At 71.0% G+C, this 22,685-nt stretch carries 21 protein-coding genes; 14 read left to right on the top strand and 7 right to left on the bottom strand.

Annotated features, from left to right (window positions below):
* Positions 1 to 49: 49 nt before the first annotated feature.
* The 6 genes from N6H00_RS16645 to N6H00_RS16620 all read left to right on the top strand — a co-directional run bounded on the left by N6H00_RS16645 (position 50) and on the right by N6H00_RS16620 (position 5,371).
* Complete coding sequence (locus tag N6H00_RS16645) at positions 50 to 418, top strand: STAS domain-containing protein (RefSeq protein WP_030837180.1); 369 nt, start codon at positions 50 to 52, stop codon at positions 416 to 418.
* 183 nt (positions 419 to 601) lie between these two features.
* Positions 602 to 1,111 (top strand): ATP-binding protein, encoded by a 510-nt coding sequence (locus N6H00_RS16640; RefSeq protein ID WP_268972506.1) that lies wholly within the window; start codon positions 602 to 604, stop codon positions 1,109 to 1,111.
* Positions 1,112 to 1,287: 176 nt separating this feature from the next.
* Positions 1,288 to 2,049, top strand: a complete 762-nt coding sequence (locus N6H00_RS16635; RefSeq protein WP_268972505.1) for an LPXTG cell wall anchor domain-containing protein — start codon at positions 1,288 to 1,290, stop codon at positions 2,047 to 2,049.
* Between the two features lie 25 nt (positions 2,050 to 2,074).
* Complete coding sequence (locus tag N6H00_RS16630) at positions 2,075 to 3,019, top strand: COG1470 family protein (protein ID WP_268972504.1); 945 nt, start codon at positions 2,075 to 2,077, stop codon at positions 3,017 to 3,019.
* Entirely contained in the window at positions 3,016 to 4,056 is a 1,041-nt protein-coding gene (locus tag N6H00_RS16625) for a hypothetical protein (RefSeq protein ID WP_268972503.1), read from the top strand. Before N6H00_RS16630 ends, N6H00_RS16625 begins: the two co-directional genes overlap by 4 nt.
* Before the next feature lies 1 nt (position 4,057).
* Positions 4,058 to 5,371 (top strand): hypothetical protein, encoded by a 1,314-nt coding sequence (locus N6H00_RS16620; protein WP_268972501.1) that lies wholly within the window; start codon positions 4,058 to 4,060, stop codon positions 5,369 to 5,371.
* A gap of 60 nt (positions 5,372 to 5,431) precedes the next feature.
* On the opposite strand, the gene N6H00_RS16615 is transcribed toward N6H00_RS16620, so the two are convergent.
* A complete protein-coding gene (locus N6H00_RS16615) occupies positions 5,432 to 6,958 on the bottom strand; it encodes a peptide MFS transporter (protein WP_268972500.1) in 1,527 nt (508 codons plus the stop codon).
* A 319-nt stretch (positions 6,959 to 7,277) separates the two neighbouring features.
* On the opposite strand from N6H00_RS16615, the gene N6H00_RS16610 reads away from it, so the two are divergent.
* Positions 7,278 to 7,958 (top strand): response regulator transcription factor, encoded by a 681-nt coding sequence (locus N6H00_RS16610; protein ID WP_014061218.1) that lies wholly within the window; start codon positions 7,278 to 7,280, stop codon positions 7,956 to 7,958.
* Between the two features lie 31 nt (positions 7,959 to 7,989).
* Complete coding sequence (locus tag N6H00_RS16605; protein ID WP_268972498.1) at positions 7,990 to 9,240, top strand: ATP-binding protein; 1,251 nt, start codon at positions 7,990 to 7,992, stop codon at positions 9,238 to 9,240.
* 28 nt (positions 9,241 to 9,268) lie between these two features.
* Here N6H00_RS16605 and N6H00_RS16600 read toward each other — a convergent pair whose 3' ends face one another.
* Positions 9,269 to 9,796, bottom strand: a complete 528-nt coding sequence (locus N6H00_RS16600; RefSeq protein WP_268972497.1) for a GtrA family protein — start codon at positions 9,794 to 9,796, stop codon at positions 9,269 to 9,271.
* A 183-nt stretch (positions 9,797 to 9,979) separates the two neighbouring features.
* On the opposite strand from N6H00_RS16600, the gene N6H00_RS16595 reads away from it, so the two are divergent.
* From N6H00_RS16595 to N6H00_RS16585, 3 genes are all read left to right on the top strand, one after another.
* Complete coding sequence (locus N6H00_RS16595; protein WP_443073218.1) at positions 9,980 to 11,098, top strand: 5-(carboxyamino)imidazole ribonucleotide synthase; 1,119 nt, start codon at positions 9,980 to 9,982, stop codon at positions 11,096 to 11,098.
* Positions 11,095 to 11,619, top strand: coding sequence for a 5-(carboxyamino)imidazole ribonucleotide mutase (gene purE, locus N6H00_RS16590; protein ID WP_268972496.1), 525 nt, complete (start codon positions 11,095 to 11,097; stop codon positions 11,617 to 11,619). Before N6H00_RS16595 ends, purE begins: the two co-directional genes overlap by 4 nt.
* 80 nt (positions 11,620 to 11,699) lie before the next feature.
* Complete coding sequence (locus N6H00_RS16585) at positions 11,700 to 12,902, top strand: dipeptidase (protein WP_268972495.1); 1,203 nt, start codon at positions 11,700 to 11,702, stop codon at positions 12,900 to 12,902.
* A 55-nt stretch (positions 12,903 to 12,957) separates the two neighbouring features.
* Here N6H00_RS16585 and N6H00_RS16580 read toward each other — a convergent pair whose 3' ends face one another.
* Positions 12,958 to 13,326 (bottom strand): VOC family protein, encoded by a 369-nt coding sequence (locus N6H00_RS16580; RefSeq protein WP_268972494.1) that lies wholly within the window; start codon positions 13,324 to 13,326, stop codon positions 12,958 to 12,960.
* 101 nt (positions 13,327 to 13,427) lie between these two features.
* On the bottom strand, positions 13,428 to 14,768 hold the full coding sequence (locus tag N6H00_RS16575; RefSeq protein WP_268972493.1) for a UDP-glucose dehydrogenase family protein: 1,341 nt from the start codon (positions 14,766 to 14,768) through the stop codon (positions 13,428 to 13,430).
* Positions 14,769 to 14,933: 165 nt separating this feature from the next.
* On the opposite strand from N6H00_RS16575, the gene N6H00_RS16570 reads away from it, so the two are divergent.
* Positions 14,934 to 16,109 (top strand): acyl-CoA dehydrogenase family protein, encoded by a 1,176-nt coding sequence (locus tag N6H00_RS16570; RefSeq protein WP_268972492.1) that lies wholly within the window; start codon positions 14,934 to 14,936, stop codon positions 16,107 to 16,109.
* 69 nt (positions 16,110 to 16,178) lie between these two features.
* Here N6H00_RS16570 and N6H00_RS16565 read toward each other — a convergent pair whose 3' ends face one another.
* Entirely contained in the window at positions 16,179 to 17,492 is a 1,314-nt protein-coding gene (locus N6H00_RS16565) for an LCP family protein (protein ID WP_268972491.1), read from the bottom strand.
* Between the two features lie 107 nt (positions 17,493 to 17,599).
* On the opposite strand from N6H00_RS16565, the gene N6H00_RS16560 reads away from it, so the two are divergent.
* Positions 17,600 to 18,178 carry an acyl-CoA thioesterase gene (locus N6H00_RS16560; protein WP_268972490.1) on the top strand — a complete coding sequence of 193 codons (579 nt, stop codon included), beginning with the start codon at positions 17,600 to 17,602 and terminating at the stop codon, positions 18,176 to 18,178.
* A 22-nt stretch (positions 18,179 to 18,200) separates the two neighbouring features.
* Here the strand turns inward: N6H00_RS16560 and N6H00_RS16555 are convergent, their stop codons facing one another.
* Positions 18,201 to 19,649 (bottom strand): LCP family protein, encoded by a 1,449-nt coding sequence (locus N6H00_RS16555; RefSeq protein WP_268972489.1) that lies wholly within the window; start codon positions 19,647 to 19,649, stop codon positions 18,201 to 18,203.
* A gap of 220 nt (positions 19,650 to 19,869) precedes the next feature.
* On the opposite strand from N6H00_RS16555, the gene N6H00_RS16550 reads away from it, so the two are divergent.
* On the top strand, positions 19,870 to 20,886 hold the full coding sequence (locus tag N6H00_RS16550; RefSeq protein WP_268972488.1) for a glycosyltransferase family 2 protein: 1,017 nt from the start codon (positions 19,870 to 19,872) through the stop codon (positions 20,884 to 20,886).
* A 79-nt stretch (positions 20,887 to 20,965) separates the two neighbouring features.
* On the opposite strand, the gene N6H00_RS16545 is transcribed toward N6H00_RS16550, so the two are convergent.
* Positions 20,966 to 22,618: an LCP family protein gene (locus N6H00_RS16545; protein WP_268972487.1), complete on the bottom strand. Its 1,653-nt coding sequence runs from the start codon at positions 22,616 to 22,618 to the stop codon at positions 20,966 to 20,968.
* Positions 22,619 to 22,685 lie beyond the last annotated feature (67 nt).

Here is a 22,685-nt window from a genome sequence, read left to right as displayed (position 1 = left end):
GTTCGATGCGCGCAATCGAAAGCAACGAGACGCCAGAAGAGGTGCGCAGATGGACCGCGGGATGGTCGGCAGCGCCAGCAAAGGCCGACTCCAGGTCGAGGTTCGGCACCATGGGGCGAGTGCGGTCGTCACGCCGGCGGGTGAGTTGGATCACCACACCGCCGAAGTGCTGCGCGAGCCGCTCGAGAAGTGCGTGGAGGGGGGACGTGTCCGGCTGGTGGTGGACTGCTCGAAGCTGGAGTTCTGCGACTCCACGGGGCTCAACGTCCTCCTCGGCGCGCGGCTCAAGGCCGAGGCCGAAGGCGGCGGGGTCCATCTGGCCGGGATGCTGCCCATCGTTGCTCGCGTGTTCGAGATCACGGGCGCGGACGCCGTCTTTACGGTTCACGAGACGCTTGACGCGGCGCTTGTCGAGTGAAGTAAGCCATTCCTGTTTCCGGCGTGTCATCGGTGCGTCATCGGCGCGTTGCCTGCGTCACATCGACGACGCGGAAGTGGTGGGTGTTCTCACGCTATGGCCGGGCAGGAGACAGGCTGAAACTGTTGAAGAGATCAGGTATCCCTTGTCCCTGAATCGGTGAATCGGTGAGGTGAAGCGCTGATGAGCACCACCCGGCCGTACCCGCCGGGCGACCGCGGCCCGGACCCGGACGGCCCCGCCGCTTCGGCCTCCCCACCGGCAACCACGACCGCCGGCCCTATCCGCCAGATCCGCAGGCTCCATCTGATCGGAGCCAGCGGAGCCGTGCCGCGCGCCCGCGACTTCACGCGCCAGGCGCTGCGTGACTGGGGGTGGCTTCCGGCCGCCACCGCCGACCAGCGGGCCGCCGCCGAGGACGTCCTGCTCGTCGTCTCCGAGCTGGTCACCAACGCCTGTCTGCACGCCGACGGCCCCGAGGAGCTGCGCGTCAGCTGCAACGCCAAGGTGCTCCGCCTCGAAGTGGTGGACCTCGGCACCGGTACGCCCGCGCCGCGCACCCCGCACCGCGCCGGACGCCCCGGCGGGCACGGCATGTTCATCGTGCAGCGGCTGTGCCTCGACTGGGGAGTCGTGCGCAACGTGGACGGATCGGGCAAGACGGTCTGGGCCGAACTCGCCGCGCCGGGCTGAAGAGCGCGGCCTCGGCCCCACCGCATGGGCGCCGCGTACCCCCAGACGCGGCCCACCGCACGCCGATCCGGCGTGTTCTTTGTCTTCCCTTGACAAGGTCCCCGGCGTACCGTCAGCGCCCCATCTGATGTGCCGTCAGTTACGTTCGGCTGCGGCGCTTGACGAGAGGGGATCTCGTGGTGTCCCGCAACCAACGCCGCCCGGCCGGCCGTGGCGGCGCCCTCACGCTCGCGGTGGCCCTGGCCGGCTCCGTGGTACTCCTCACCGCCCCGGCCGCGCACGCCGACACCGTGGACGTCGACTACCAGTGCAAGACGCCGATCGGCGACAAAAGCGCCGTGTCGCCCATCGACATCAAAAGCGTCGCGAGTGGCGACGCCTACAAGCTCACCATGTCCTTCCAGAAGGGCGTCTCCTCCAGCCCCGTCGAGCTCGGTAAGGGCGCCATGCACCCCAGTGCGCTCATCAAACTGGGCGGTGCGGAGAGCGGAACGGTGTCCGTGTCGGGGCCCGCCAACGACAAGGCCATCCCCGCCAACACCCCGATCAAGATCAGTGACCTGTCGGGGACCTACACCCCCAAGAAGAGCGGAAAGGTCACGTTCACCGCCTCGACCCTCACCATCAAGGCGCTGGGCACGACCACGACCTGCACCCCCGGCAACAGCCCCAAGCCCTCGCTGACGCTGGACGTCAAGGCCGCGGGCGGCGGCCAAGACTCCGGTTCCACCGGCGGCTCGGACAGTACGGGCGGTACGAGCACGGGCGGTACGAGTTCGGGCGGTTCCGGCGGTGAGCAGGGCGGCTCGAACGATGAGCTGCCACAGACCGGACCGGCGGACTCCGCCGTCGCGCTCGGCACCCTCGGCGGCACCGTGCTGCTCGCGGGCGTGGCCGGAGCGCTGTGGCTGACCCGCCGTCAGCGGCCCGCGCGCTAGTCCCGCGGCATCCGAGGAGCCGCCGATGCCGCCGCGTATCCGTGCAGTCAGCCGCCTTGCCGTCCGTGCGGTCATCCCCGCAGACGTCCGTGCGGTCGTCCGCGTATCCGCCCCGGCCCTGCTGGCCGCGTCCCTACTGGCCTGGCCCGCCACGGCTGCCGCCGCCGGCCCCGACTGGTCGGCGGCGCCCGCCGCCGGCGGCGCGGGCGCACCGGGCGCGGACGACCGGCCGTACATCTACCTGGAAGGCGGGCCCGGCGCCGTCCTCGAGGACAAGCTTTCGGTCACCAACCGGAGCCAGCGTCCCCGCACCGTCCGGCTGCGCGGTGCCGACGGTGCCCGGATCGCGCTCGCCGAACAGCGCGTGACGGTGCCGCCCCGCACCCGCGCCGACATTCCCTTCACCGTCACCGTCCCGTCCGACGCGGTGCCCGGCGAACGCCCCGGCAAGGTCCTGGTGTCCTCCGGCGGCCGCGAGATCGCGGTGCGGCTGCGGCTGCGGATCAGCGGGGCGACGCTGTCCGCGCTCTCCGTCGAGGACGTGACCGTCCAGGGCCGCGGCAGCGGGGCGGCCATCCGCTACGCCCTCGTCAACCGCGGCAACACCGTGCTGACCCCGCGGCTGGCCGTACGCGCCGACGGGCTCTTCGGCCAGGTGCTGCGCCGGAAACCCCGCACCCTCCCGGTCGAACTTCAGCCGGGCACACGGGTGCGGCTCACCGAGAGCTGGCCGGACCCGCCCGCCCTCGACTCGGTGGACGTGCGGCTCACGGTCACCGCGGGCGGGGGCGCGCACGCCACCGCGACCGCCGGCTACACCGCCGTCCCCTGGTGGCCGCTCGCCCCGGCGGCGGCCGTCCTGGCGGGCACGGGCGGCGGCGCGGGCGCCTGGCTGCTGCGACGGCGGCGGAGACGGCGCCGCACCCCGCGACCGCGACCGCAGAGCACAGGGGCAGGAGCGACCACGTGAAGGCATGTCGATACGGAGCCACCCCGGCCCGGCCCCCCGCCGTGCTCACCGTGCTCGCCCTGGTCCTCCTCACCCTCGGTGCGCCCCTTACGGGCGGCGCCGCGGCCGCCGAGGGCCCGACCGCGAAGGTCTCCCAGGCCGAGGCGGGCACGGGCGGCACGGTCACCGTGACCGGCGCACGATGGCGGCCGCGCGCCCTGCTCACCCTGCTCATCTGCGGACAGAACATGATCGGCGGCACCAACTCCTGCGCCAACGGTGACGGCAGGGCGGTCACCGTCGGCGCGGACGGCACCTTCACCAAGAAGCTGCCGGTCGCCGAGCCGCCCGAACCCTGCCCCTGCGTCATCCACATAGCGACCGTCACCGGTGCGGCCGCCGCCGCGGACGTGACGTTCAAGGTCGCCGGGCACCCGGTGGCGCCGCTGCCGAAGGAGCGGACCGGGGGCGAGCGGCTGAGCGTGCTCTCCGCCCGGCTCGACGGCTCCAGCGGGCTGCTGACCTGGTTCGGCGCGCCGCCGAGGCGACGGCTCGTGGTCACCGTCGGCAATCTCGGCTCGACCCCGGCCCGCGATCCGGTCTTCGAGGTGGGCACCTCGCACGGCGTCTTCGCCCCCTCCTGGGAGGAGCAGCGATGGCGGGGGACCATCCAGCCGGGAAAGAAGGCGCAGGTCAAGCTGGACGTCGAACTGTCGGCCGGGGCCCATGGCCACTATCAGGTCTCGCTGCGCTACGGCGACAAGCTGCTCGTCGAACAGCCGTGGGCGGTGGGACGGCCCTGGGGCGTCACGCTCTTCTGGGTCCTGCTGTGCGTGGTGGTCCCGGCGGCGGTCTTCCGGATCGGCATGGCCGTCGTGGACAAGGTACGGCCCCGTACGCCCGCCGCCCCGGCCTCGGCCCCCGCCCCCACCCCGGCCAACGGCGCGGGTCCGGCGCTGCCCTGGTTCACCCCGGACACGGCGCCGGACACCCGGACACACCACCAGATTTCCGCACCGTCCGAGGAGATCCGACCGACTCCGAAAGGAACCACGTGAGATGCGACGAAGAGTGAGTGCGGCCGCCGTCGCGCTGCTGCTCGGCGGTGGGGGCGTGCTGCTCGGCGCGGGCACCGCACAGGGCGCCGAGGTCTCGTACCAGACCGAGTGCATACCGCCCGCCATCTCGGGCCTGCCCCCGGTGGAGGGCACCACGACGGTGGCCGTGACGGCACCGAAGACGGCCAAGGTCGGCGACGAGGTCGAGGTGGTGTGGAAGACGGTGAAGGCCGCCTCCACGAACCCGCCGATCCTCGACCTGGAGGCCAACACGGTGCTGCCGACCGGCACCATCACGGTGGGCGGCGCCCAGACCGGTGAGCTGTCCCTGGAGGGGCCGCGGGAGAACCCGGCGATCCCCAAGGGCGCTGAGATGAAGCTCTCCGACATGAAGGGGAAGCTGAAGCTCACGAAGGCGGGTGAGGTGACGCTGACGCCCGGCGCCTACAACATCAACGTCAGCAAGCCGCTGTCCACGGACACCAAGTGCTCGGCGAAGGAGGCCGTCAAGGCCGCCGCGACCATCAAGGTGACGGACGACGGCGACGATTCGGGCGGCACGACGAGCGGCACAAGCAGCGGCACGACCAGCGGCACCAGCAGTAGTGGTACGACCAGCGGCACCACCGGTGGCGGGGACGGCGGGAACGACTCGTTCACCGGTAAGGAGGTCCAGGTCGCCTATGCCTGCAAGACCCCCATCGGCGACAAGAACGCGACCTCCCCGGTCCAGATCAACGCCACCAAGAACGGCGCGAACTTCGATCTGACCGTGAAGTTCGGCAAGTCCGTGATGGACAGCCCGGCCGACATCCCCGCCGATTCGGTCAAGCCGTCGATGGCCGTCAAGGTCGGCGGTGCGGACAAGGGCACCGTCGCCGTGGAGGGGCCGACCAACAAGGAGCCCATCACGTCCGGCGACCCGATGGAGATCCCCGACCTCACCGGCACCTACAAGCCGGGTGCGACGGGCACGTCGACGCTCACCCCCGGGGTGCTGACGGTCAAGGCGCTCGGTACGACCACCACGTGCACCCCGTCCAAGGACCCCGGTGTCTCGCTCGAACTGGACACCACGGGTCAGCCCGGCGGCACCACCGGCGGTGACACGAGCGGCGGTACGACCGGCGGCGACACCTCCGGCGGGTCGTCGGGCAGCAGCGGCTCCGGTACCAGCGGCGGTCTCGCCGAGACCGGTGCGAACGACCACGGCGGGCTGAAGGCGCTCGCCCTGATCGCCGGTACCACCGTCCTGCTCGGCGGCGCCATCTTCGTCCTCACCCCGTGGCGCAGACTGCGCGGCACCACCCGCTGAGCACATGCGCGAGGCCCGGCGCGGTCTCCCCGCGCCGGGCCCCACGGGTCCGGATCGACGTCAGTGGACGTCGGCCATCAAGGCCACGACCTTCTTCCGGTACATGAAGACCGCGAAGCCCGCGAGCGCCGCCAAGGCCGCCTCCAGCGCGATCACCCCGACCCCGCTCAGGTCCACCCCGGCGATGGACAGCAGCCCGGTGACGCAGTCGCCCGCGGTCACGGCCAGGAACCACACGCCCATCATCTGGCTGGCGTACTTCGCCGGCGCCATCTTGGTGGTCACCGACAGACCGACCGGCGACAGGCACAGCTCGCCCATCGTCTGGACCATGTAGATCGACACCAGCCACAGCGGGCTGACCTTGGTCCCGTCCTCGGCCATTCCCATCGGCACGACGAAGACGAAGAACGAGGCACCGATCAGGACCAGGGCCATCGCGAACTTCACCGTGGTGTTCGGCTCCCGGTCGCGCCGCGCCAGCCACAGCCACAGCCAGGCGAAGATCGGGGCCAGCGCCATGATCATCAGCGGGTTGACCGACTGGAACCACGAGGACGGGAAGTGCAGCCCGAAGATCGTGTCCGCGGTCTTGGCGTCCGCGAAGGCGGACATCGTCGAACCGCCCTGGTCGTAGATCATCCAGAACACCGCGGCGGCCACGAAGAACCAGATGTAGCCGCTCACCTTGGTCTGCTCGACCGCCGACAGATCCCGGTCGCGCTTGATCCGGATCAGCACCCCGGTCGGGATGATCAGGCCCAGGACGGTGATCGGGACCAGCACCCAGTTGAGCGTCCAACTGCCGCTGAGGGCCACCCCGGTGTAGAAGACCGCGGCGACGATCAGCCAGATCATCGCCTTGCGCAGCCAGGAGCGGCGCTCCTCGGCCGCCAGCGGGGTGGGGACGGTGCTGCTCTCCGGGCTCAGGTGGCGGGTGCCGATCAGGAACTGGACCAGGCCCAGGGCCATGCCCAGTGCGGCGAGCGCGAAGCCCAGGTGCCAGTTGTAGGACTGGCCGACGGTCCCGATCACCAACGGGGCGGCGAAGGCACCGATGTTGATGCCGATGTAGAAGAGGGTGAAGCCGCCGTCCCGGCGCGGGTCCTGCGGCCCGTCGTAGAGCTGGCCCACCATCGTCGAGATGTTGGCCTTGATCAGACCCGAGCCGAGCGCCACCAGGCCGAGGCCGACGAAGAAGGTCGCCTCGCCGGGGACGGAGAGCGCCAGGTGTCCGGCCATCACGACTCCGGACGCGATGACCACGGTCTTGCGCGGCCCCCAGACCCGGTCGCCGAACCAGCCGCCGGGCATGGCCAGCAGATAGACCAGGGCCAGGTAGACCGAGTAGATGGCCACCGCGTTGCCCTCGGACATCCCGAGCCCGCCGCCCTGTCCACCGACCTTGGCGTCGGGGCCGCCGGAGATCAGATAGACGACGAGGAGAGCCCGCATGCCGTAGAAGCTGAACCGCTCCCACATCTCGATCATGAAGAGAGTGGCCAGGCCGCGGGGGTGGCCGAAGAAGGTTTTGCCGCCGGCAGGGATCCCCTGCGCGGTGGCGCCCTTCGTCAGGCTGGACGCCATGGTGGTTTCCTTGCGTGCTCAGGGAGCGCTGCCAGCGGGGCCAGCGCCCGTGGGGGGATGGCTGAGCGACTGAGCGCCGGCGCGGGCCGGGCCGGTCGTGCCGACCTCGTCCCTCCGGACACGACAGAGACCTTCGGCGCGTCGTCACGGCCAAAGGCCCCGGAGGAGTGCTACAGACGTTGTTTCACCATACGATACGTACTTGCTACTCCCGGGTACGGTGAGAGATACCTCACGCGTGGCGTGTGCCACCTTCCGTGCTGCGCCCGTCACCTGGTACGCGCCCCGTGCTCCGACCTCGGCGGACTACCATCACCCCATGACCCGAGTACTGCTCGCCGAGGATGACGCATCCATCTCGGAGCCGCTCGCCCGCGCCCTGCGCCGCGAGGGGTACGAGGTCGAGGTGCGGGAGGACGGACCCACCGCGCTCGACGCCGGTCTGCAAGGAGGCGTCGACCTGCTCGTCCTCGACCTCGGCCTGCCGGGGATGGACGGGCTCGAGGTCTGTCGTCGGCTCCGTACCGAGGGCCACGGCTTTCCGGTGCTGGTGCTCACGGCCCGCGCGGACGAGGTGGACACGGTGGTCGGCCTGGACGCCGGCGCGGACGACTACGTCACCAAGCCGTTCCGGCTCGCCGAGCTGCTCGCCCGGGTGCGGGCGCTGCTGCGGCGCGGGGCCGTCGAGACGCAGCAACAGCAGCCGGCCACCCACGGGGTGCGGATCGACGTCGAGTCGCACCGCGCCTGGATGGGCGACGAGGAGCTCCAGCTGACCGCCAAGGAGTTCGATCTGCTGCGCGTCCTGGTGCGGGACGCCGGGCGGGTCGTCACCCGCGATCAGCTGATGCGCGAGGTGTGGGACACCACCTGGTGGTCCTCCACCAAAACCCTCGACATGCACATCTCCTGGCTGCGCAAGAAGCTCGGTGACGATGCGGCCAACCCCCGGTACATCGCCACCGTCCGTGGTGTCGGCTTCCGGTTCGAGAAAAGCTGAGAAAGCTGACCAGGACTGACACGGTGGGGCCATGCGCCGTCGCTTGATCAACTCCACGCTGGCCGTGGTGCTCGTCGTCATCGCCGTCTTCGGCCTGTCGCTGGTCATCGTCGAGACGCGGACCATCGAGAACAGCGCCAAGGAGAGCGTGAGCTCCGACGCCGTACGCCTGGTCAGCATCGTCGACAGCAGGTTGCTGGGCGGCGAGGGGGTCACCGCCCGGGTGCTGCGCGAGCAGATCGAGTCCGGCCGCTACGCCGTGATCAGGATGCCCGACCACCGCGATGTGGAGATCGGCAAGCGCCCCACGGGCGAGGTCATCTCCGCCGAGGAGACGGGCGAGCAGGGCGAGGTGGTACGGGTCGAGGCGTCCCGCTCCACCGTGAGCCGCGAGGTCGGCCGCACCATGCTGATCATCCTCGCGGTCGCGCTGCTCGCCGTGCTCGCCGCGGTCGCCCTGGCCGTACGCCAGGCGCACCGGCTCTCCGCCCCGCTCACCGACCTCGCGGAGACCGCCGAGCGGCTGGGCTCCGGGGACCCCCGGCCGCGCCACCGGCGCTACGGGGTGCCGGAGCTGGACCGGGTCGCCGATGTGCTGGACTCGAGCGCCGAGCGCATCGCCCGGATGCTCACCGCCGAGCGGCGGCTGGCCGCCGACGCCTCGCACCAGCTCCGTACGCCGCTGACCGCGCTGTCGATGCGGCTGGAGGAGATCACGCTCACCGACGATCCGGAGACGGTCAAGGAGGAGGCGACGATCGCGCTGGGCCAGGTGGAGCGGCTCACCGACGTCGTCCAGCGGCTGCTGACCAACTCCCGCGATCCGCGCAGCGGCTCCGCGGTCGCCTTCGATCTGGACGAGGTGGTCAAGCAGCAGATCGAGGAGTGGCGCCCGGCCTCGCGCAGCGAGGGCCGCGCCATCGTGCGCTCGGGCAAGAAGGGGCTGCGCGCGGTGGGCACCCCGGGCGCGGTCGCCCAGGTGCTGGCGACGCTGATCGAGAACTCGCTGATGCACGGTGACGGTACGGTCGCGCTGCGTACCCGGGTCACCGGCAACCAGGCCGTGGTGGAGGTCTCCGACGAGGGGCCCGGGGTGGCGCCGGACCTGGGGGCGCGGGTCTTCGAGCGGACGGTCAGCGGACGGAACTCCACCGGGCTCGGGCTCGCGGTGGCCCGGGACCTGGCGGAGGCGGACGGCGGCCGGCTGGAGCTGCTCCAGCAGTATCCGCCGGTGTTCGCGCTCTTCCTCAGCCGGGAGGCCGAGGAACACCCGGAGCCCTGACCCCTGGCGGGCCCTGCTTGCGCACCGGCTACTTGCGGACCGGCTGCTTCCGGCCGGCCTGGGCGGGCGGCGCCTCGGACAGGAACGCCTCCGCGCGCTCGACGGCATCCCGTGCGGGCAGCGTCCGGAACACCCAGGTGCGGTAGGACCAGAACCGGAAGAGGGTGCCCAGGCCGATGCCGACGAACTTGAACACATTGCTCTGGAGTGAGCCGTCCCACCCGAAGCCGTAGGTGGCGGTGTAGAGCACACCGTTCTCGATGATCAGGCCGATGGCGCTGAACAGCAGGAAGAGGCTGAGCTCCTTGGTGCGGCCCTGCTTGTCGCGGTCCCGGTAGGTGAAGTAGCGGTACCCCACGTAGTTGAAGCCGGTGGCGACCACCGTCGCCACGATGCTGGCCCGCACCACGGGCAGTTCGGTGACGCTGCGCACCAGGTTGAACACCGCGAGATTGACGAAGACCCCGGCCCCGCCGACCACCCCGAACTTCGCGATCTCGCGGGCCAGTTGCCCCATCTGGGCGCGCAGCCCGCCGAGTGTGCTCCGCTCACTCATGGTGATCGTTCAGCCCCGTCCCGTCGGCGTCGTCAATCCCCCCATGCTAACCAGCGGCCGTGGCCCGTGCCCTTCAGGCCGCGTCAGGAGACCGGTACGGATATCTGGAGGTTCCTCCAACGCAGGTCAGGGCCGGTCGAACGGGGAAGTTACCCTGGGAGGGTGACATTCCCGGTAGTCGGCATGGTCGGCGGCGGCCAGCTCGCCCGTATGACCCACGAGGCGGGCATCCCCCTCGGCATCAGGTTCAAGCTGCTCAGTGACACCCCGCAGGACTCGGCGGCCCAGGTGGTCAGCGATGTCGTCATCGGCGACTACCGCGACCTGGACACCCTTCGTGCGTTCGCACAAGGCTGTGATGTGGTCACCTTCGACCACGAGCACGTCCCGGCCGAGCATCTGCACGCCCTGGAAGCGGAGGGCGTGGTCATCCGCCCCGGAGTCGAGGCGCTGCGGCACGCCCAGGACAAGGGTGTGATGCGGGAGCGGCTGCGCGAGGCCGGTGTGCCGTGCCCCCGCCACCGCATCGTGGCCGACCCCGAGGACGTCGCCCGGTTCGCCGATGAGGGCACAGGCTTCCCGGTCGTCCTGAAGACGGTGCGCGGCGGCTACGACGGCAAGGGCGTATGGGTCGTCCGCGAGGTGGCGGAGGCGGCCGAGCCGTTCCGCGCCGGGGTGCCCGTCCTCGCCGAGGAGATGGTCGACTTCGCCCGTGAGCTCGCCGCCAATGTCGTACGGTCCCCGCACGGCCAGGCCGTGGCCTACCCCGTCGTGGAGTCGATCCAGGTGAACGGGGTCTGTGACACCGTGATCGCCCCGGCCCCCGGCCTGTCCGAGGAGCTGTCCGGCCAGGCGCAGGAGATGGCGCTGAAGATCGCGGCGGAGCTGGGGGTGGTCGGCCATCTCGCGGTCGAGCTGTTCGAGACCCGTGACGGCCGACTGCTGGTCAATGAACTGGCCATGCGCCCGCACAACTCCGGTCACTGGACCCAGGACGGCGCCGTCACCTCCCAGTTCGCCAACCATGTGCGGGCCGTGCTGGACCTGCCGCTCGGCGATCCGCGGCCGCGTGCGACGTGGACCGTGATGACCAATGTGCTCGGCGGCGACTTCCCCGACATGTACGCGCCGTATCTGCACTGCATGGCGCGCGACCCGGCGCTCAAGATCCATATGTATGGCAAGGACGTGAAGCCGGGACGCAAGGTCGGCCACGTCAACACCTACGGCGACGACCTGGCCGATGTGCGCGAGCGCGGCCGCCACGCCGCCGACTACCTCCGAGGGACCATCACCGAATGAGCGCTCCTGTGATCGGCATCGTCATGGGCTCCGACTCCGACTGGCCCGTCATGGAAGAAGCGGCCAAGGCCCTCGACGAGTTCGAGGTCCCCTACGAGGTGGATGTCGTCTCGGCCCACCGCATGCCGCGCGAGATGGTCGCCTACGGGGAGAACGCGGCGGACCGCGGCCTCAAGGCGATCATCGCGGGCGCGGGCGGCGCCGCCCATCTCCCGGGCATGCTCGCCTCTGTCACCCCGCTGCCGGTCATCGGGGTGCCCGTACCGCTGAAGTACCTCGACGGCATGGACTCGCTGCTGTCGATCGTCCAGATGCCCGCGGGGGTTCCGGTGGCCACCGTCTCGGTCGGCGGCGCCCGGAACGCGGGGCTGCTCGCCGCCCGCGTACTCGCCGCGCACGACGCCGGTCTCCGGGCGCGGATGCGCGCGTTCCAGGACGAGCTCAACGCGCAGGCCACCGAGAAGGGCAAGCGGCTGCGCGCCAAGGTGGACGGGGCGGGCTCCTTCGGCTTCGGCACGTGAGGGGCGTCCGGCCTCGGTACGCCTGAGGGCGGTGAGGTCCGTCGCGTGACTTCGGTCATGTCGCACTGCAAGATGGCAGGATGACCGATCACCTCGCGCACGCCCGTGACCTGCTGGCCGCCCACCCCGTCGTGGACGGTCACAACGATCTGCCCTGGGCGCTGCGCGAGCAGGTCCGCTACGACCTCGCCCGGCGCGACATCGCCGGCGACCTGAGCGCGTACACCCACACCGACATCCCCCGGCTGCGGGCGGGCGGTGTGGGCGCCCAGTTCTGGTCGGTGTACGTGCGCTCCGACTTCCAGGGCGACACGGCGGTCAGCGCCACCCTCGAACAGATCGATGTCGTCCGGCGGTTCACCGAGCGGTACGCGGCCGAGCTGCGCCCCGCCCGCACCGCCGACGACATGGAGGCGGCGCGGGCCGAGGGCCGGATCGCCTCCCTCATGGGCGCCGAGGGCGGCCACAGCATCAACTGCTCCCTGGCCACCCTGCGCGTCCTGTACGAGCTCGGCGTGCGCTACATGACGCTCACCCACAACGACAACGTCCCCTGGGCGGACTCGGCCACCGACGAACCGAAGGCGCACGGCCTCACCCGCTTCGGCGAGGAGGTGGTGCGCGAGATGAACCGGCTCGGCATGCTGGTCGACCTCTCCCATGTCTCCGCCGACACCATGCGGGACGCGCTCCGGGTGACCGAGGCGCCCGTGGTCTTCTCGCACTCCTCCGCGCGCGCCGTCTGCGACCACCCGCGCAACATCCCGGACGATGTGCTGGCGCTGCTGCCCGCCAACGGCGGTGTGGCGATGGCCACATTCGTGCCGAAGTTCGTCCTGCCCGCGGCGGTCGACTGGACCCGGGCGGCGGACGAGAACATGCGCGCCCATGGACTGCATCCGCTGGAGATGACCCCCGCGGCGATGAAGGTCCAGCGCGCCTTCGAGGAGGCCAACCCGCGACCCCTGGCCACCGTGTCGACCGTCGCCGACCACCTCGACCACATGCGCGAGGTGGCGGGCATCGACCACATCGGCATCGGCGGCGACTTCGACGGCACCGCCTTCACCCCCGAGGGGCTCGCCGATGTCGCGGGCTATCCGAACCTCGTCGCCGAACTCCTGGACCGCCGCTGGTCCCCGGCCGACCTGGCCAAGCTGACCTGGCAGAACGCGGTCCGCGCGGTGCGCTCGGCCGAGGAGGTGGCCCAGGGGCTGCGCACCTCCCGCGGCCCGTCCATCGCCACGATCGAGGAGCTGGACGGAACCCGCCCCGGCCACTGACCGGCCAGGCGCGCGATCGGGCCGGGCGCGCTCCCCGGCCGGGCGTGCGCTCCGCTCAGGGGCGGATGAGGCAGAAGGGGTGCCCCGCCGGGTCGGCGTACACCCTGAAGTTCCGCTTCCCGCCGTCGTCGTCGAGGTCCAGCGCCCGCGCCCCCAGCTCCAGCACCCGTTCCTGGGCGCTCTCGATGTCCGTCACCCGCAGATCGAGGTGGAGCTGCTGCGAGTCGTCCGCCGACGGCCAGCTCGGCGGGCGGAAGTCCGGGGCCTCCTGGAAGGCCAGCCGGGGCCCGGCGGGCAGGAAGAGATCGACCCAGCGCCGGCCCGCGTTCTCGATCTCCCCGCCCAGCACCTGCTGGTAGAAGCGGGCGAGCGCGGTGGGATCGGGGCAGTCGATGACGACGACGTCCAGTGTGGCGACAGCCATTGGTTCCTCCTCGTGGTCCGGTTCCGGGTTGACCACGAGGTACCCGCTCAAACCACGAGGCACCCGCGCACACCACCGACGCGCCGCTCACCCCACGGCGGTCAGGCCAGGGGACGGCCCAGGGCGCGGTAGGTCCAGCCGGCCTCGCGCCAGCGGTCGGGGTCCAGGGCGTTGCGCCCGTCGAGGATGCGGCGCTCGGCGACCACGTCGCCCAGGCTCGCCGGCTCCAGCTCGCGGAACTCGCGCCACTCGGTGAGGTGCAGCACCGCATGGGCGCCCCGCGCCGCCTCGGTCGCGTCGGCCGCGTAGGCGAGGGTCGGGAAGAGGGCCCGCGCGTTCGCCATGCCCTTGGGGTCGAAGACGGTGACCTGGGCGCCCTGGAGCTGCATCTGACCGGCCACATTGAGCGCGGGGGAGTCCCGTACGTCGTCGGAGTCCGGCTTGAAGGTCGCGCCCAGCACCGCCACCCGCTTGCCCAGGAAGCTGCCGCCGACGGCCTCGCGGGCCAGCTCGACCATATGGCCACGGCGCCGCATGTTGATCGAGTCGACCTCGCGGAGGAAGGTCAGCGCCTGGTCGGCGCCGAGTTCACCGGCGCGCGCCATGAAGGCCCGGATGTCCTTGGGCAGGCAGCCGCCGCCGAAGCCGATACCGGCCCGCAGGAACTTCCTGCCGATGCGCTCGTCGTGGCCGATGGCCTCGGCGAGCTTGACCACATCGCCGCCGGCCGCCTCGCAGACCTCGGCCATGGCGTTGATGAACGAGATCTTCGTGGCCAGGAAGGAGTTGGCCGCGGCCTTCACCAGCTCGGCGGTGGGGAAGTCGGTCACCACGAACGGCGAGCCCTCGGCGATGGGCTTCTGGTACACCTCGCGGAGCAGCTTCTCGGCCCGGTCGCCGGCGACGCCGACCACGATCCGGTCCGGCCGCAGGGTGTCCTGGACGGCGAACCCCTCGCGCAGGAACTCCGGGTTCCAGGCGAGCTCGGCGTCCGCGCCCACCGGGGCCAGCTCGGCCAGCCGGGCCGCGAGCCGGTCCGCGCTGCCGACCGGCACCGTGGACTTGCCCACGACCAGCGTGGGGCGGTGCAGATGCGGGGCGAGCGACTCCACGGCCGAGTCCACGTAACTCATGTCACAGGCGTACTCGCCGTGCTTCTGCGGAGTGTTCACGCAGATGAAGTGGACGTCGCCGAACTCACCCGCCTCTTCGTACGAGCTGGTGAAGCGCAGCCGTCCGGTGGCGCCCTCGATGCCCGCGGTGTGGCGCCGCAGCAGTTCCTCCAGGCCCGGCTCGTACAGCGGCACCCGGCCCGCCGTGAGCATCTCGACCTTCTCGGGCACGATGTCGAGGCCCAGCACCTCGAAGCCCAGTTCCGCCATGGCCGCTGCGTGGGTGGCGCCGAGATAGCCGGTGCCGATCACGGTGATCTTGAGGGCCATGGAAGTGCTCCAGAACGGTCGATCGCAGATGCGGTGCCTGAGCATAGCCGGGAGCGCCGGACGGGCTCAGCCGACGGTGTCGGGTACCTCACCTATACCTATCGGGACGGCCCCCCTAGAATTCAGTTACTTAACGGTAGTTAGCACTCTTGGGGAGTGAGAGGCTTGGCGTCCTCGGTGAACGACTTCGACCTGTACCGGCCGTCCGAGGAGCACGACATGCTCCGTGACGCCGTCCGCTCGCTGGCCGAGGCGAAGATAGCCCCCTATGCCGCCGAGGTCGACGAGGCGGCCCGGTTCCCCCAGGAGGCGCTCGACGCCCTGGTGGCCAACGATCTGCACGCCGTGCACGTCCCCGAGTCCTACGGCGGCTCGGGCGCCGACGCACTGGCCACCGTGATCGTCATCGAGGAGGTCGCCCGGGTCTGCGCCTCCTCCTCGCTGATCCCCGCGGTCAACAAGCTGGGCTCGCTGCCGGTGATCCTCTCCGGCTCCGAGGAGCTGAAGGCGAAGTACCTGGCCCCGCTCGCCAAGGGCGACGCGATGTTCTCCTACTGCCTCTCCGAGCCGGACGCGGGCTCGGACGCGGCGGGGATGAAGACCAGGGCGGTGCGCGACGGCGACTCCTACGTCCTCAACGGCGTCAAGCGCTGGATCACCAACGCCGGGGTCTCCGAGTACTACACGGTGATGGCCGTCACCGACCCCGAGAAGCGCTCCAAGGGCATCTCCGCCTTCGTCGTCGAGAAGTCCGACGAGGGCGTGTCCTTCGGAGCCCCGGAGAAGAAGCTCGGCATCAAGGGTTCCCCGACCCGTGAGGTGTACCTCGACAACGTCCGCATCCCCGCCGACCGGCTGATCGGCGCGGAGGGCACCGGCTTCGCCACCGCGATGAAGACCCTCGACCACACCCGGATCACCATCGCCGCCCAGGCCCTCGGCATCGCCCAGGGCGCCCTGGACTACGCCAAGGGGTACGTCCAGGAGCGCAAGCAGTTCGGCAAGCCGATCGGCGACTTCCAGGGCGTCCAGTTCATGCTCGCCGACATGGCCATGAAGCTGGAGGCGGCCCGGCAGCTCACCTACGCGGCGGCGGCCAAGTCCGAGCGCGTGGCCGCCGGAGGCGGCAAGGAGGACCTGACGTTCTTCGGCGCCGCGGCCAAGTGCTACGCCTCCGACGCCGCGATGGAGATCACCACGGACGCCGTCCAGCTGCTCGGCGGCTACGGCTACACCCGCGACTACCCGCTGGAGCGGATGATGCGGGACGCCAAGATCACCCAGATCTACGAGGGCACCAACCAGGTCCAGCGCATCGTGATGGCGCGCAACCTGCCGTAAGGCCGCAACGAAAAGGCCGCCGCCGGACCCGACCGGGTCCGGCGGCGGCCTTTTCGTACGACGGCCGGGTCAGTTGCCGGAGACGGTGACCTTCTCGTCGTTCTTCAGCTCGCCCACCAGCTGCTTGACCTTGGTCATGTCCCACTGCACCGCGCTGCCCTTGGAGGTGGCCAGGCCGGGGTTGGAGACGGGCATGTTCATCTGCTTGCCGTCACCGCCGGAGACGCTCTTCATCGCGAAGAACATGTCCTTCACGTCCCACAGGCTCATGTCCTTGTCCACGATCAGCGAGTCCAGGCCCGCGCCCATCGTCGGGTAGAGCTTGAACGGGTTGAGGATCGTGCTGGGCGTGGCGGCCTTGTCCGCGAGCGCGGAGAGGAACTTCTGCTGGTTCCGGGTGCGGTCCAGGTCGCCGCCGGCCAGACCGTAGCGCTGCCGTACGAAGGCGAGCGCCTCCTGGCCGTTCAGCGTCTGCTTGCCCTTCTTCAGGTCGGTGCCGGCGTGCTTCTCCTTCATGTCCTGGGGCACGTCGATCTCGACCCCGCCCACCGAGTCCACGATCTTGGCGAAGCCGCCGAAGCCGATCTCCGCGTAGTGGTCGATGTGCAGCCCGGTGTTGTACTCGATCGTGCGGACCAGGAGCTCGGGGCCGGCCATGGAGAAGGAGGCGTTGAGCTTGTTCTGCGACTGGCCGTAGCGCTTGCCGGTGTCCGGTCCGGTGAACGGCGGGATGGTGACCCAGGAGTCACGCGGCAGGCTGACCATGGTGTTCCCGTTGTCACCGACGTGCAGGATAATGATCGAGTCGGTGCGCCTGCCGTCGGCCGAGCCGGTGTGCAGTTGCTTCTTCTCGTCGTCGGACATGCCCTCGCGGCTGTCCGAACCCACGATCAGGTAGTTGGTGCCCTTGCCGCCGTCCGGCCGGTCCTCGACCTTGTTGAGGTCGACCTCGCGGCGGAGCTTGGAGTCGGCCCAGAAGTAGGTGCCGATGCCGACGGCGAGCAGCAGGACGATCAGGGTGACCAGGCCGATGGTTATCCGGCGCTTCCAGTTCTTCGGCCTCACCGGACGCGAGCCGCCGCCCGGTCCGCCGGGGCCTCCGGGGCCGCGGCCGCCCGGTCCGCCGTGGCCGTAGACCTGCCCGGTGTTGTAGCCGTCGTCGTAGTCGTCATGACCGTGGGACGACTGCTGCCGCGGAATGGTGCCGCGGGGTGAGAGTTCGGGCGGCAGCGGCGGCTCGGGGTGCGGCGGGGGACCGCCCGCACCCGGTGCCGCGCGTCTCACCTGCGGCATGGCGCGCGCCCCTTCCGGTTCGGCGCTGCCGCTGCCACGTCCATACCGGCCGCTGCCGTCGCCGGTCCTTCCTTGGGGCCATTCGCTCATGCAAGGCAGTGTGCCTGGTCGGGTGGGGCGCCTTACAGGGCGGGGGCGGGATCGCGGCACGGCTGTTGCAGACCTGATAAGAATCCGGTCCGCATAAGGTGGACGGCATGACCAATCAGGCCCAGGGTGCGGAACCGGAGCTTCTGGGAAAGCCCACCTCCGCGTCTCGTACCACGCTGTCACACATCATGACGGGCAGTGACACCAATCTTCTCGGGACCGTGCACGGCGGCGTGATCATGAAACTGGTGGACGACGCGGCCGGGGCGGTCGCCGGACGCCACTCCGAGGGGCCCGCGGTCACCGCGTCGATGGACGAGATGGCCTTCCTCGAACCGGTCCGGGTCGGCGATCTCGTCCATGTGAAGGCCCAGGTCAACTGGACCGGCCGGTCCTCCATGGAGATCGGGGTGCGGGTGCTGGCCGAGCGGTGGAACGAGTCCACGCCCGCCACCCAGGTCGGCAGCGCCTATCTGGTCTTCGCGGCCGTCGACGCCGATGGCAAGCCCCGGCCCGTGCCGCCGGTCATCCCGGAGACCGAGCGGGACAAGCGGCGCTACCAGGAGGCCGAGATCCGGCGGACCCACCGGCTGGCCCGCCGCCGCGCGATCAAGGAGCTCCGCGCCCAGCGCGCCGCCCGGCGCCCCGAGGGCCCCGAGGCCGCCGACGGCGCCGACCGGCCGTAGCGGAGCGTGCCCCGCCCGGCGCTCAGAGCGAGCGGCCGGCCCCCTCGGGGCAGGTGACCTCGTCGCCGGTGACGGCCCCGAAACCACTGCTCGGTGGCTGCTCGGCCCGGACCGGCCGTACGCCCGTGTAGTCCGTGCCGACCGTGACCCGCATCACGGCCCCCTGCCCGGTCACCGGCTTCAGCTGGGCACCGGGCAGCGCGGCCGCCAGCGAGCGCACCGAGCGGTCCCAGCCCGGGTCGTACGTGATCACCGTGTGCCGGACGTCGGGGGTCGCGGCGTCCGCCGGGGAGCCGGTGGTGGCGAAGCCGGTGGCGTGCAGCGCGCGGTTCACGCGGGCCGCGAGCCCCGGCGTGTCGGTGCCGTTGAACACCCGGACCCGGACCCGGCCCGGAGCCACCTCGACCGTCGTGGCCCCCCGCCGCTTCGGGTGGTGGGCGACGAGCGGCCGGTCCTCGCGGAAGGCGGTGAAGAGCCGCTTGGCCTTGGCCCGGTCCCAGCGGAGGGTGGAGCCGGCCCCCTTCAGCGGAACGCCGGGCAGGATCACCGGGACCGAGGCGAACTCCGAGGACGCGGGGGTGACGCCGTGCATCGCCCGGCCCAGCGCCACCAGGTCCGCCGCTTCGAGGCCGTGGTCGGCGCGGACCGAGCCCAGCAGGGCCCCGGTCACCTGGTTGAACCGCACCGGATTGAGCAGGATGCCACCGGTCGTGGTCCGGTGGACCACGGCGGCCAGGAAGCGCTGCTGGCGCTTGATCCGGCCCAGGTCGGAGGTGCCGTCGACATGCCGGGAGCGGACGTATTGCAGGGCCTGGCCGCCGTCCAGGACATGGGTGCCGGCGGGCAGGTCCAGCCCGGTGTGGTCGTCCTTGAGCGGCCGCGTGGTGCAGATCTTCACCCCGCCGATCACATCGACGGTCTTCATGAAGCTGGTGAAGTCGACCTCGAGGTAGTGGTGGACCCGCACTCCGGTCAGGTGCTCCACGGTCCGCACGGTCAGGCTCGGCCCGCCCTCGGCGTACGCGGCGTTGAGCTTGCGCGGATGCCGGGGATGGCGGACGCCGGCGGCGTCGGTGTACGCGGGGATCTCGGCGTACGAGTCGCGCGGCAGGCTGACCGCGCTGACCCGGCGGTGGTCGGCCGACAGATGCAGCAGCACCAATGTGTCGGTGCAGTGACAGGGGGCTCCGCCCAGCCGGTACAGCGCCTTCTCCCGTGGCGTGATCTTCTCCCGTCCGTCCGTGCCGACCACGAGGAAGTTGACGCCGCCGCCGGTGCTCTTCGGCCGGTTGTCCAGGCCGCCGAAGGCATCCACCCGGTGGATCCCGGTCTCCAGCTCCCGGACCAGCAGATGCCCGATGCCGCTGACCGCCAGCACCAGACAGGCGCCGCCCGTGGCCAGCCGCAGCCCCCAGCGGGGGCGGCGGGGGCGGGGGCGGGACGGGCGCGGCGGCCGGGCCGGTGCACTCACGTGAGGAGACCTCCGGGAACGGGCGGGCTGGGCGGAACCGCCTCACCGTAGGCCGGTACGACGATCGCTCCGGCGGCCCCACGCCGCCCCTGCCCCGCGCTGCCACCCGGGCGGCGCGCTCCGGTGTCCACCATTCGCGGTAACGTGGGCGGGATACCGCAGTCCTTTGGGGCCCACCCCCCAGTCTCCTGGGCCGGCCGCCCCCGAACCCCGAGGTGCCATGCCCCCGCATCAGCTCCCGGCCGTCTCCGTGATCATGCCGGTACTCAATGAGGAACGCCATCTGCGCAATGCCGTGCGGCACATCCTGGAGCAGGAGTACGCCGGTGAGATGGAGGTGGTGATCGCGCTCGGCCCGTCCACGGACCGTACCGACGAGATCGCCGCCGAACTGGTGGCGGAGGACCCCCGGGTGCATACGGTGCCCAACCCCACGGGCCGCACCCCCGCCGCCCTGAACGCGGCGATCAAGGCGTCCCGCCACCCGGTGGTGGTGCGGGTCGACGGTCACGGCATGCTCTCGCCGAACTACATCGCGACCGCGGTACGGCTCCTGGAGGAGACCGGCGCGCAGAACGTCGGCGGGCTCATGTTCGCCGAGGGCGAGAACGATTGGGAGAAGGCCGTCGCCGCTGCCATGACCTCCAAGATCGGAGTGGGTAACGCGGCCTTCCACACCGGCGGTGCCGCGGCCCCGGCCGAAACCGTCTATCTGGGGGTCTTCCGGCGCGAGGCGCTGGAGCGCCAGGGCGGCTACAACGAGGAGTTCATCCGCGCCCAGGACTGGGAGCTGAACTTCCGGATCCGCGAGGCCGGCGGGCTGGTCTGGTTCTCGCCCGAGCTGAAGGTCTCCTACCGGCCGCGGCCGAACGTGCGGGCGCTGGCCAAGCAGTACAAGGACTACGGACGCTGGCGCCATGTCGTTGCCCGCTTCCACCAGGGCTCGATCAATATGCGCTACCTCGCCCCGCCGACCGCCGTCGCCGCCATCGCGGCGGGCCTGGTGGTGGGCGCGGCCGTCACCCCGTGGGGCCTGGTGGTCCCGGGCGGCTATCTGGCCGCGATCGTCGCGGGCTCGGTCCCGGCGGGCAAGGGGCTGCCGGTGAAGGCCCGGCTACAGATCCCGGTGGCGCTGGCGACCATGCACATGTCCTGGGGCTGGGGCTTCCTGACCAGCCCGCGGGCGCTCGCCAAGAAGGTCATCGCCAGCCGCCGCCCGGCGGTCATGGCCCCGTAGCCGCCCCGCCCGCCCGGACGCCGAGGGGCCGGACCCGTGCCGCGTGCCGGGTCCGGCCCCTTCGCCGTGCCGTGACGGCTCAGAAGGTGTAGTTGGGGTTGACCTTCATACAGCTCTTCTCCTCGCCGTTGAGGGCGTCCGCGCTCTTGGGCGCCTTGTCGCTGTCGCCGTCGTCCGTCGTCGCCTTCGGATAGGTGGTGCCCTCGCGCCAGTCGTTGCCGACCACCACGGTGACGTCCTGCACGGACTTCGACGACTTCGCCGCGGACGTCGGCAGCTTCAGCGCCTTGGCCACGGCTAGGGCGTCGCCCTGCTCGGCCTCGCTCGGGTAGAGGACGGTGGTGTCGGCCTGCGAGACGAGCACCGTGTTCGCGGTGGCCTTGGCGTAGCCCAGCCGCACCAGCTCGGAGGTGATGACCGAGGCCCGGCCGGAGACCGGCCCCAGGACGGTGCTGGCGGTGCCGTTCTGCACCACCACCGGGAGCTCCTCCTTGGACGCGGTGGGCGCCGGGGTCGCGTCGGGCTTCTTCTTGTCCTTGCCGTCCAGCGCTGTGTCGTTGCGCAGCAGCGCGAAGGTCTGCTCGGCGTCGCCCGGCTTGGGCAGGACGTACTGCCCGCCGCCGCCGTACTCCCAGGGCATGGTGATCATGGTGGTGCGCTTGGTCGGCACCCGCTTGAGGTCGTTGCCCAGGTCGTACAGCTTCTTGACGGTGCCGAGGCCGTGGTCGACGGTCAGCGCGTTGGTGGCGGCCTCCGCGAGGTCCATCAGCTTGCCCGGGTCGCTGAGCTTGGTGCCGGACTTCAGCTGGCGGATCATCGAGGTCATGTACATGTGCTGGGCCTTGGCCCGGCCGATGTCGCTGTTGTCCTCGAAGCCGTAGCGGGTGCGCAGCCACTGGAGGGCCTGGACGCCCTTGACGTTGTGGGTGCCCTTGGTCAGCTTCAGCCCGGAGCCGTGGCCCTTGCTGTCGTGGGAGTAGACGTTGCCGTCCACGCACACCGGAACGCCGCCGATGGCGTCGGCCATCGAGACCACCCCGGAGAAGTCGATCATCATGAAGTGATCGATGTAGACGCCGGTGAGTTCCTTCCAGGTGGCGACCGTGCAGCCCGGACCGCCGTGCTGGAGCGACTGGTTGATGGCCCCCTCGGTCTTCGGGTACACCGTGCCGTCGTCCGGGTCGGTGCACTGGGGGATGGTCACCCGGGTGTCGCGCGGAATGCTGACCACCGACATATTGCTGCGGTCGGCCGAGACGTGCACCAGCATCTGCACATCGGCCAGCGGCTTGCGGTCCGCGTCCTGCTTGGCGCCGCCGAGCTTGACGTTCTCCGCGGTGTTCCGGCTGTCGGAGCCGATGAGCAGGATGTTGAGGGGGGTCTGGCCGGCGGCGTTGGGCTCGGGTTTGCCGATCTTGCTGTCGCCGAGGTCCAGCTCCTCCTTCCGCAGATTGCCGTTCAGGTGCTGGTAGTAGAAGTAGCCGGCCCCGGCCGCGCCGAGTATCAGTACGGCCAGCGTCAGCGCGCTCCAGCGCAGGATGCGCACGCCGCGACTCCTCTTCGGCTTCGGCTGCCGTGGGCCGCCCTGGCGGCGCCCCGTCTTCCCCGCCGCGGGACCCGCTCCCTCCGGCGGTCCGCCGTCCGCGCCATCCGCACTGTCCTCGCCGTCCTCGCGGGGCTCGGGGACGGCGGACTGCCGGTCTCTCTCCCCCCGCACACTGCTCTGCCGCATCGGGCCCTCCCCGTTGTCTTCGTCGTCCGGCCCGATGGACGAGGGTGGTTCCGCCGGCCGATGACGG

The sequence above is a fragment of the Streptomyces sp. S465 genome, assembly GCF_026898115.1.
Taxonomy (GTDB): domain Bacteria; phylum Actinomycetota; class Actinomycetes; order Streptomycetales; family Streptomycetaceae; genus Streptomyces; species Streptomyces luomodiensis.
Note: the sequence above shows the minus strand (reverse complement) of the source record. Positions and strands in the feature narration are given on the sequence as shown.

What these genes read in the sequence shown, in the direction of transcription:
- N6H00_RS16640 (WP_268972506.1), top strand. Translation starts at nt 602, where the DNA reads ATGAGCACCACCCGGCCGTACCCGCCGGGCGACCGCGGCCCGGACCCG.
- N6H00_RS16545 (WP_268972487.1), bottom strand. Translation starts at nt 22,618, where the DNA reads ATGCGGCAGAGCAGTGTGCGGGGGGAGAGAGACCGGCAGTCCGCCGTC.
- N6H00_RS16595 (WP_443073218.1), top strand. Translation starts at nt 9,980, where the DNA reads ATGGTCGGCGGCGGCCAGCTCGCCCGTATGACCCACGAGGCGGGCATC.
- N6H00_RS16580 (WP_268972494.1), bottom strand. Translation starts at nt 13,326, where the DNA reads ATGGCTGTCGCCACACTGGACGTCGTCGTCATCGACTGCCCCGATCCC.
- purE (WP_268972496.1), top strand. Translation starts at nt 11,095, where the DNA reads ATGAGCGCTCCTGTGATCGGCATCGTCATGGGCTCCGACTCCGACTGG.
- N6H00_RS16560 (WP_268972490.1), top strand. Translation starts at nt 17,600, where the DNA reads ATGACCAATCAGGCCCAGGGTGCGGAACCGGAGCTTCTGGGAAAGCCC.
- N6H00_RS16615 (WP_268972500.1), bottom strand. Translation starts at nt 6,958, where the DNA reads ATGGCGTCCAGCCTGACGAAGGGCGCCACCGCGCAGGGGATCCCTGCC.
- N6H00_RS16620 (WP_268972501.1), top strand. Translation starts at nt 4,058, where the DNA reads ATGCGACGAAGAGTGAGTGCGGCCGCCGTCGCGCTGCTGCTCGGCGGT.
- N6H00_RS16575 (WP_268972493.1), bottom strand. Translation starts at nt 14,768, where the DNA reads ATGGCCCTCAAGATCACCGTGATCGGCACCGGCTATCTCGGCGCCACC.
- N6H00_RS16550 (WP_268972488.1), top strand. Translation starts at nt 19,870, where the DNA reads ATGCCCCCGCATCAGCTCCCGGCCGTCTCCGTGATCATGCCGGTACTC.
- N6H00_RS16630 (WP_268972504.1), top strand. Translation starts at nt 2,075, where the DNA reads ATGCCGCCGCGTATCCGTGCAGTCAGCCGCCTTGCCGTCCGTGCGGTC.
- N6H00_RS16565 (WP_268972491.1), bottom strand. Translation starts at nt 17,492, where the DNA reads ATGAGCGAATGGCCCCAAGGAAGGACCGGCGACGGCAGCGGCCGGTAT.
- N6H00_RS16605 (WP_268972498.1), top strand. Translation starts at nt 7,990, where the DNA reads ATGCGCCGTCGCTTGATCAACTCCACGCTGGCCGTGGTGCTCGTCGTC.
- N6H00_RS16600 (WP_268972497.1), bottom strand. Translation starts at nt 9,796, where the DNA reads ATGAGTGAGCGGAGCACACTCGGCGGGCTGCGCGCCCAGATGGGGCAA.
- N6H00_RS16610 (WP_014061218.1), top strand. Translation starts at nt 7,278, where the DNA reads ATGACCCGAGTACTGCTCGCCGAGGATGACGCATCCATCTCGGAGCCG.
- N6H00_RS16645 (WP_030837180.1), top strand. Translation starts at nt 50, where the DNA reads ATGGACCGCGGGATGGTCGGCAGCGCCAGCAAAGGCCGACTCCAGGTC.
- N6H00_RS16585 (WP_268972495.1), top strand. Translation starts at nt 11,700, where the DNA reads ATGACCGATCACCTCGCGCACGCCCGTGACCTGCTGGCCGCCCACCCC.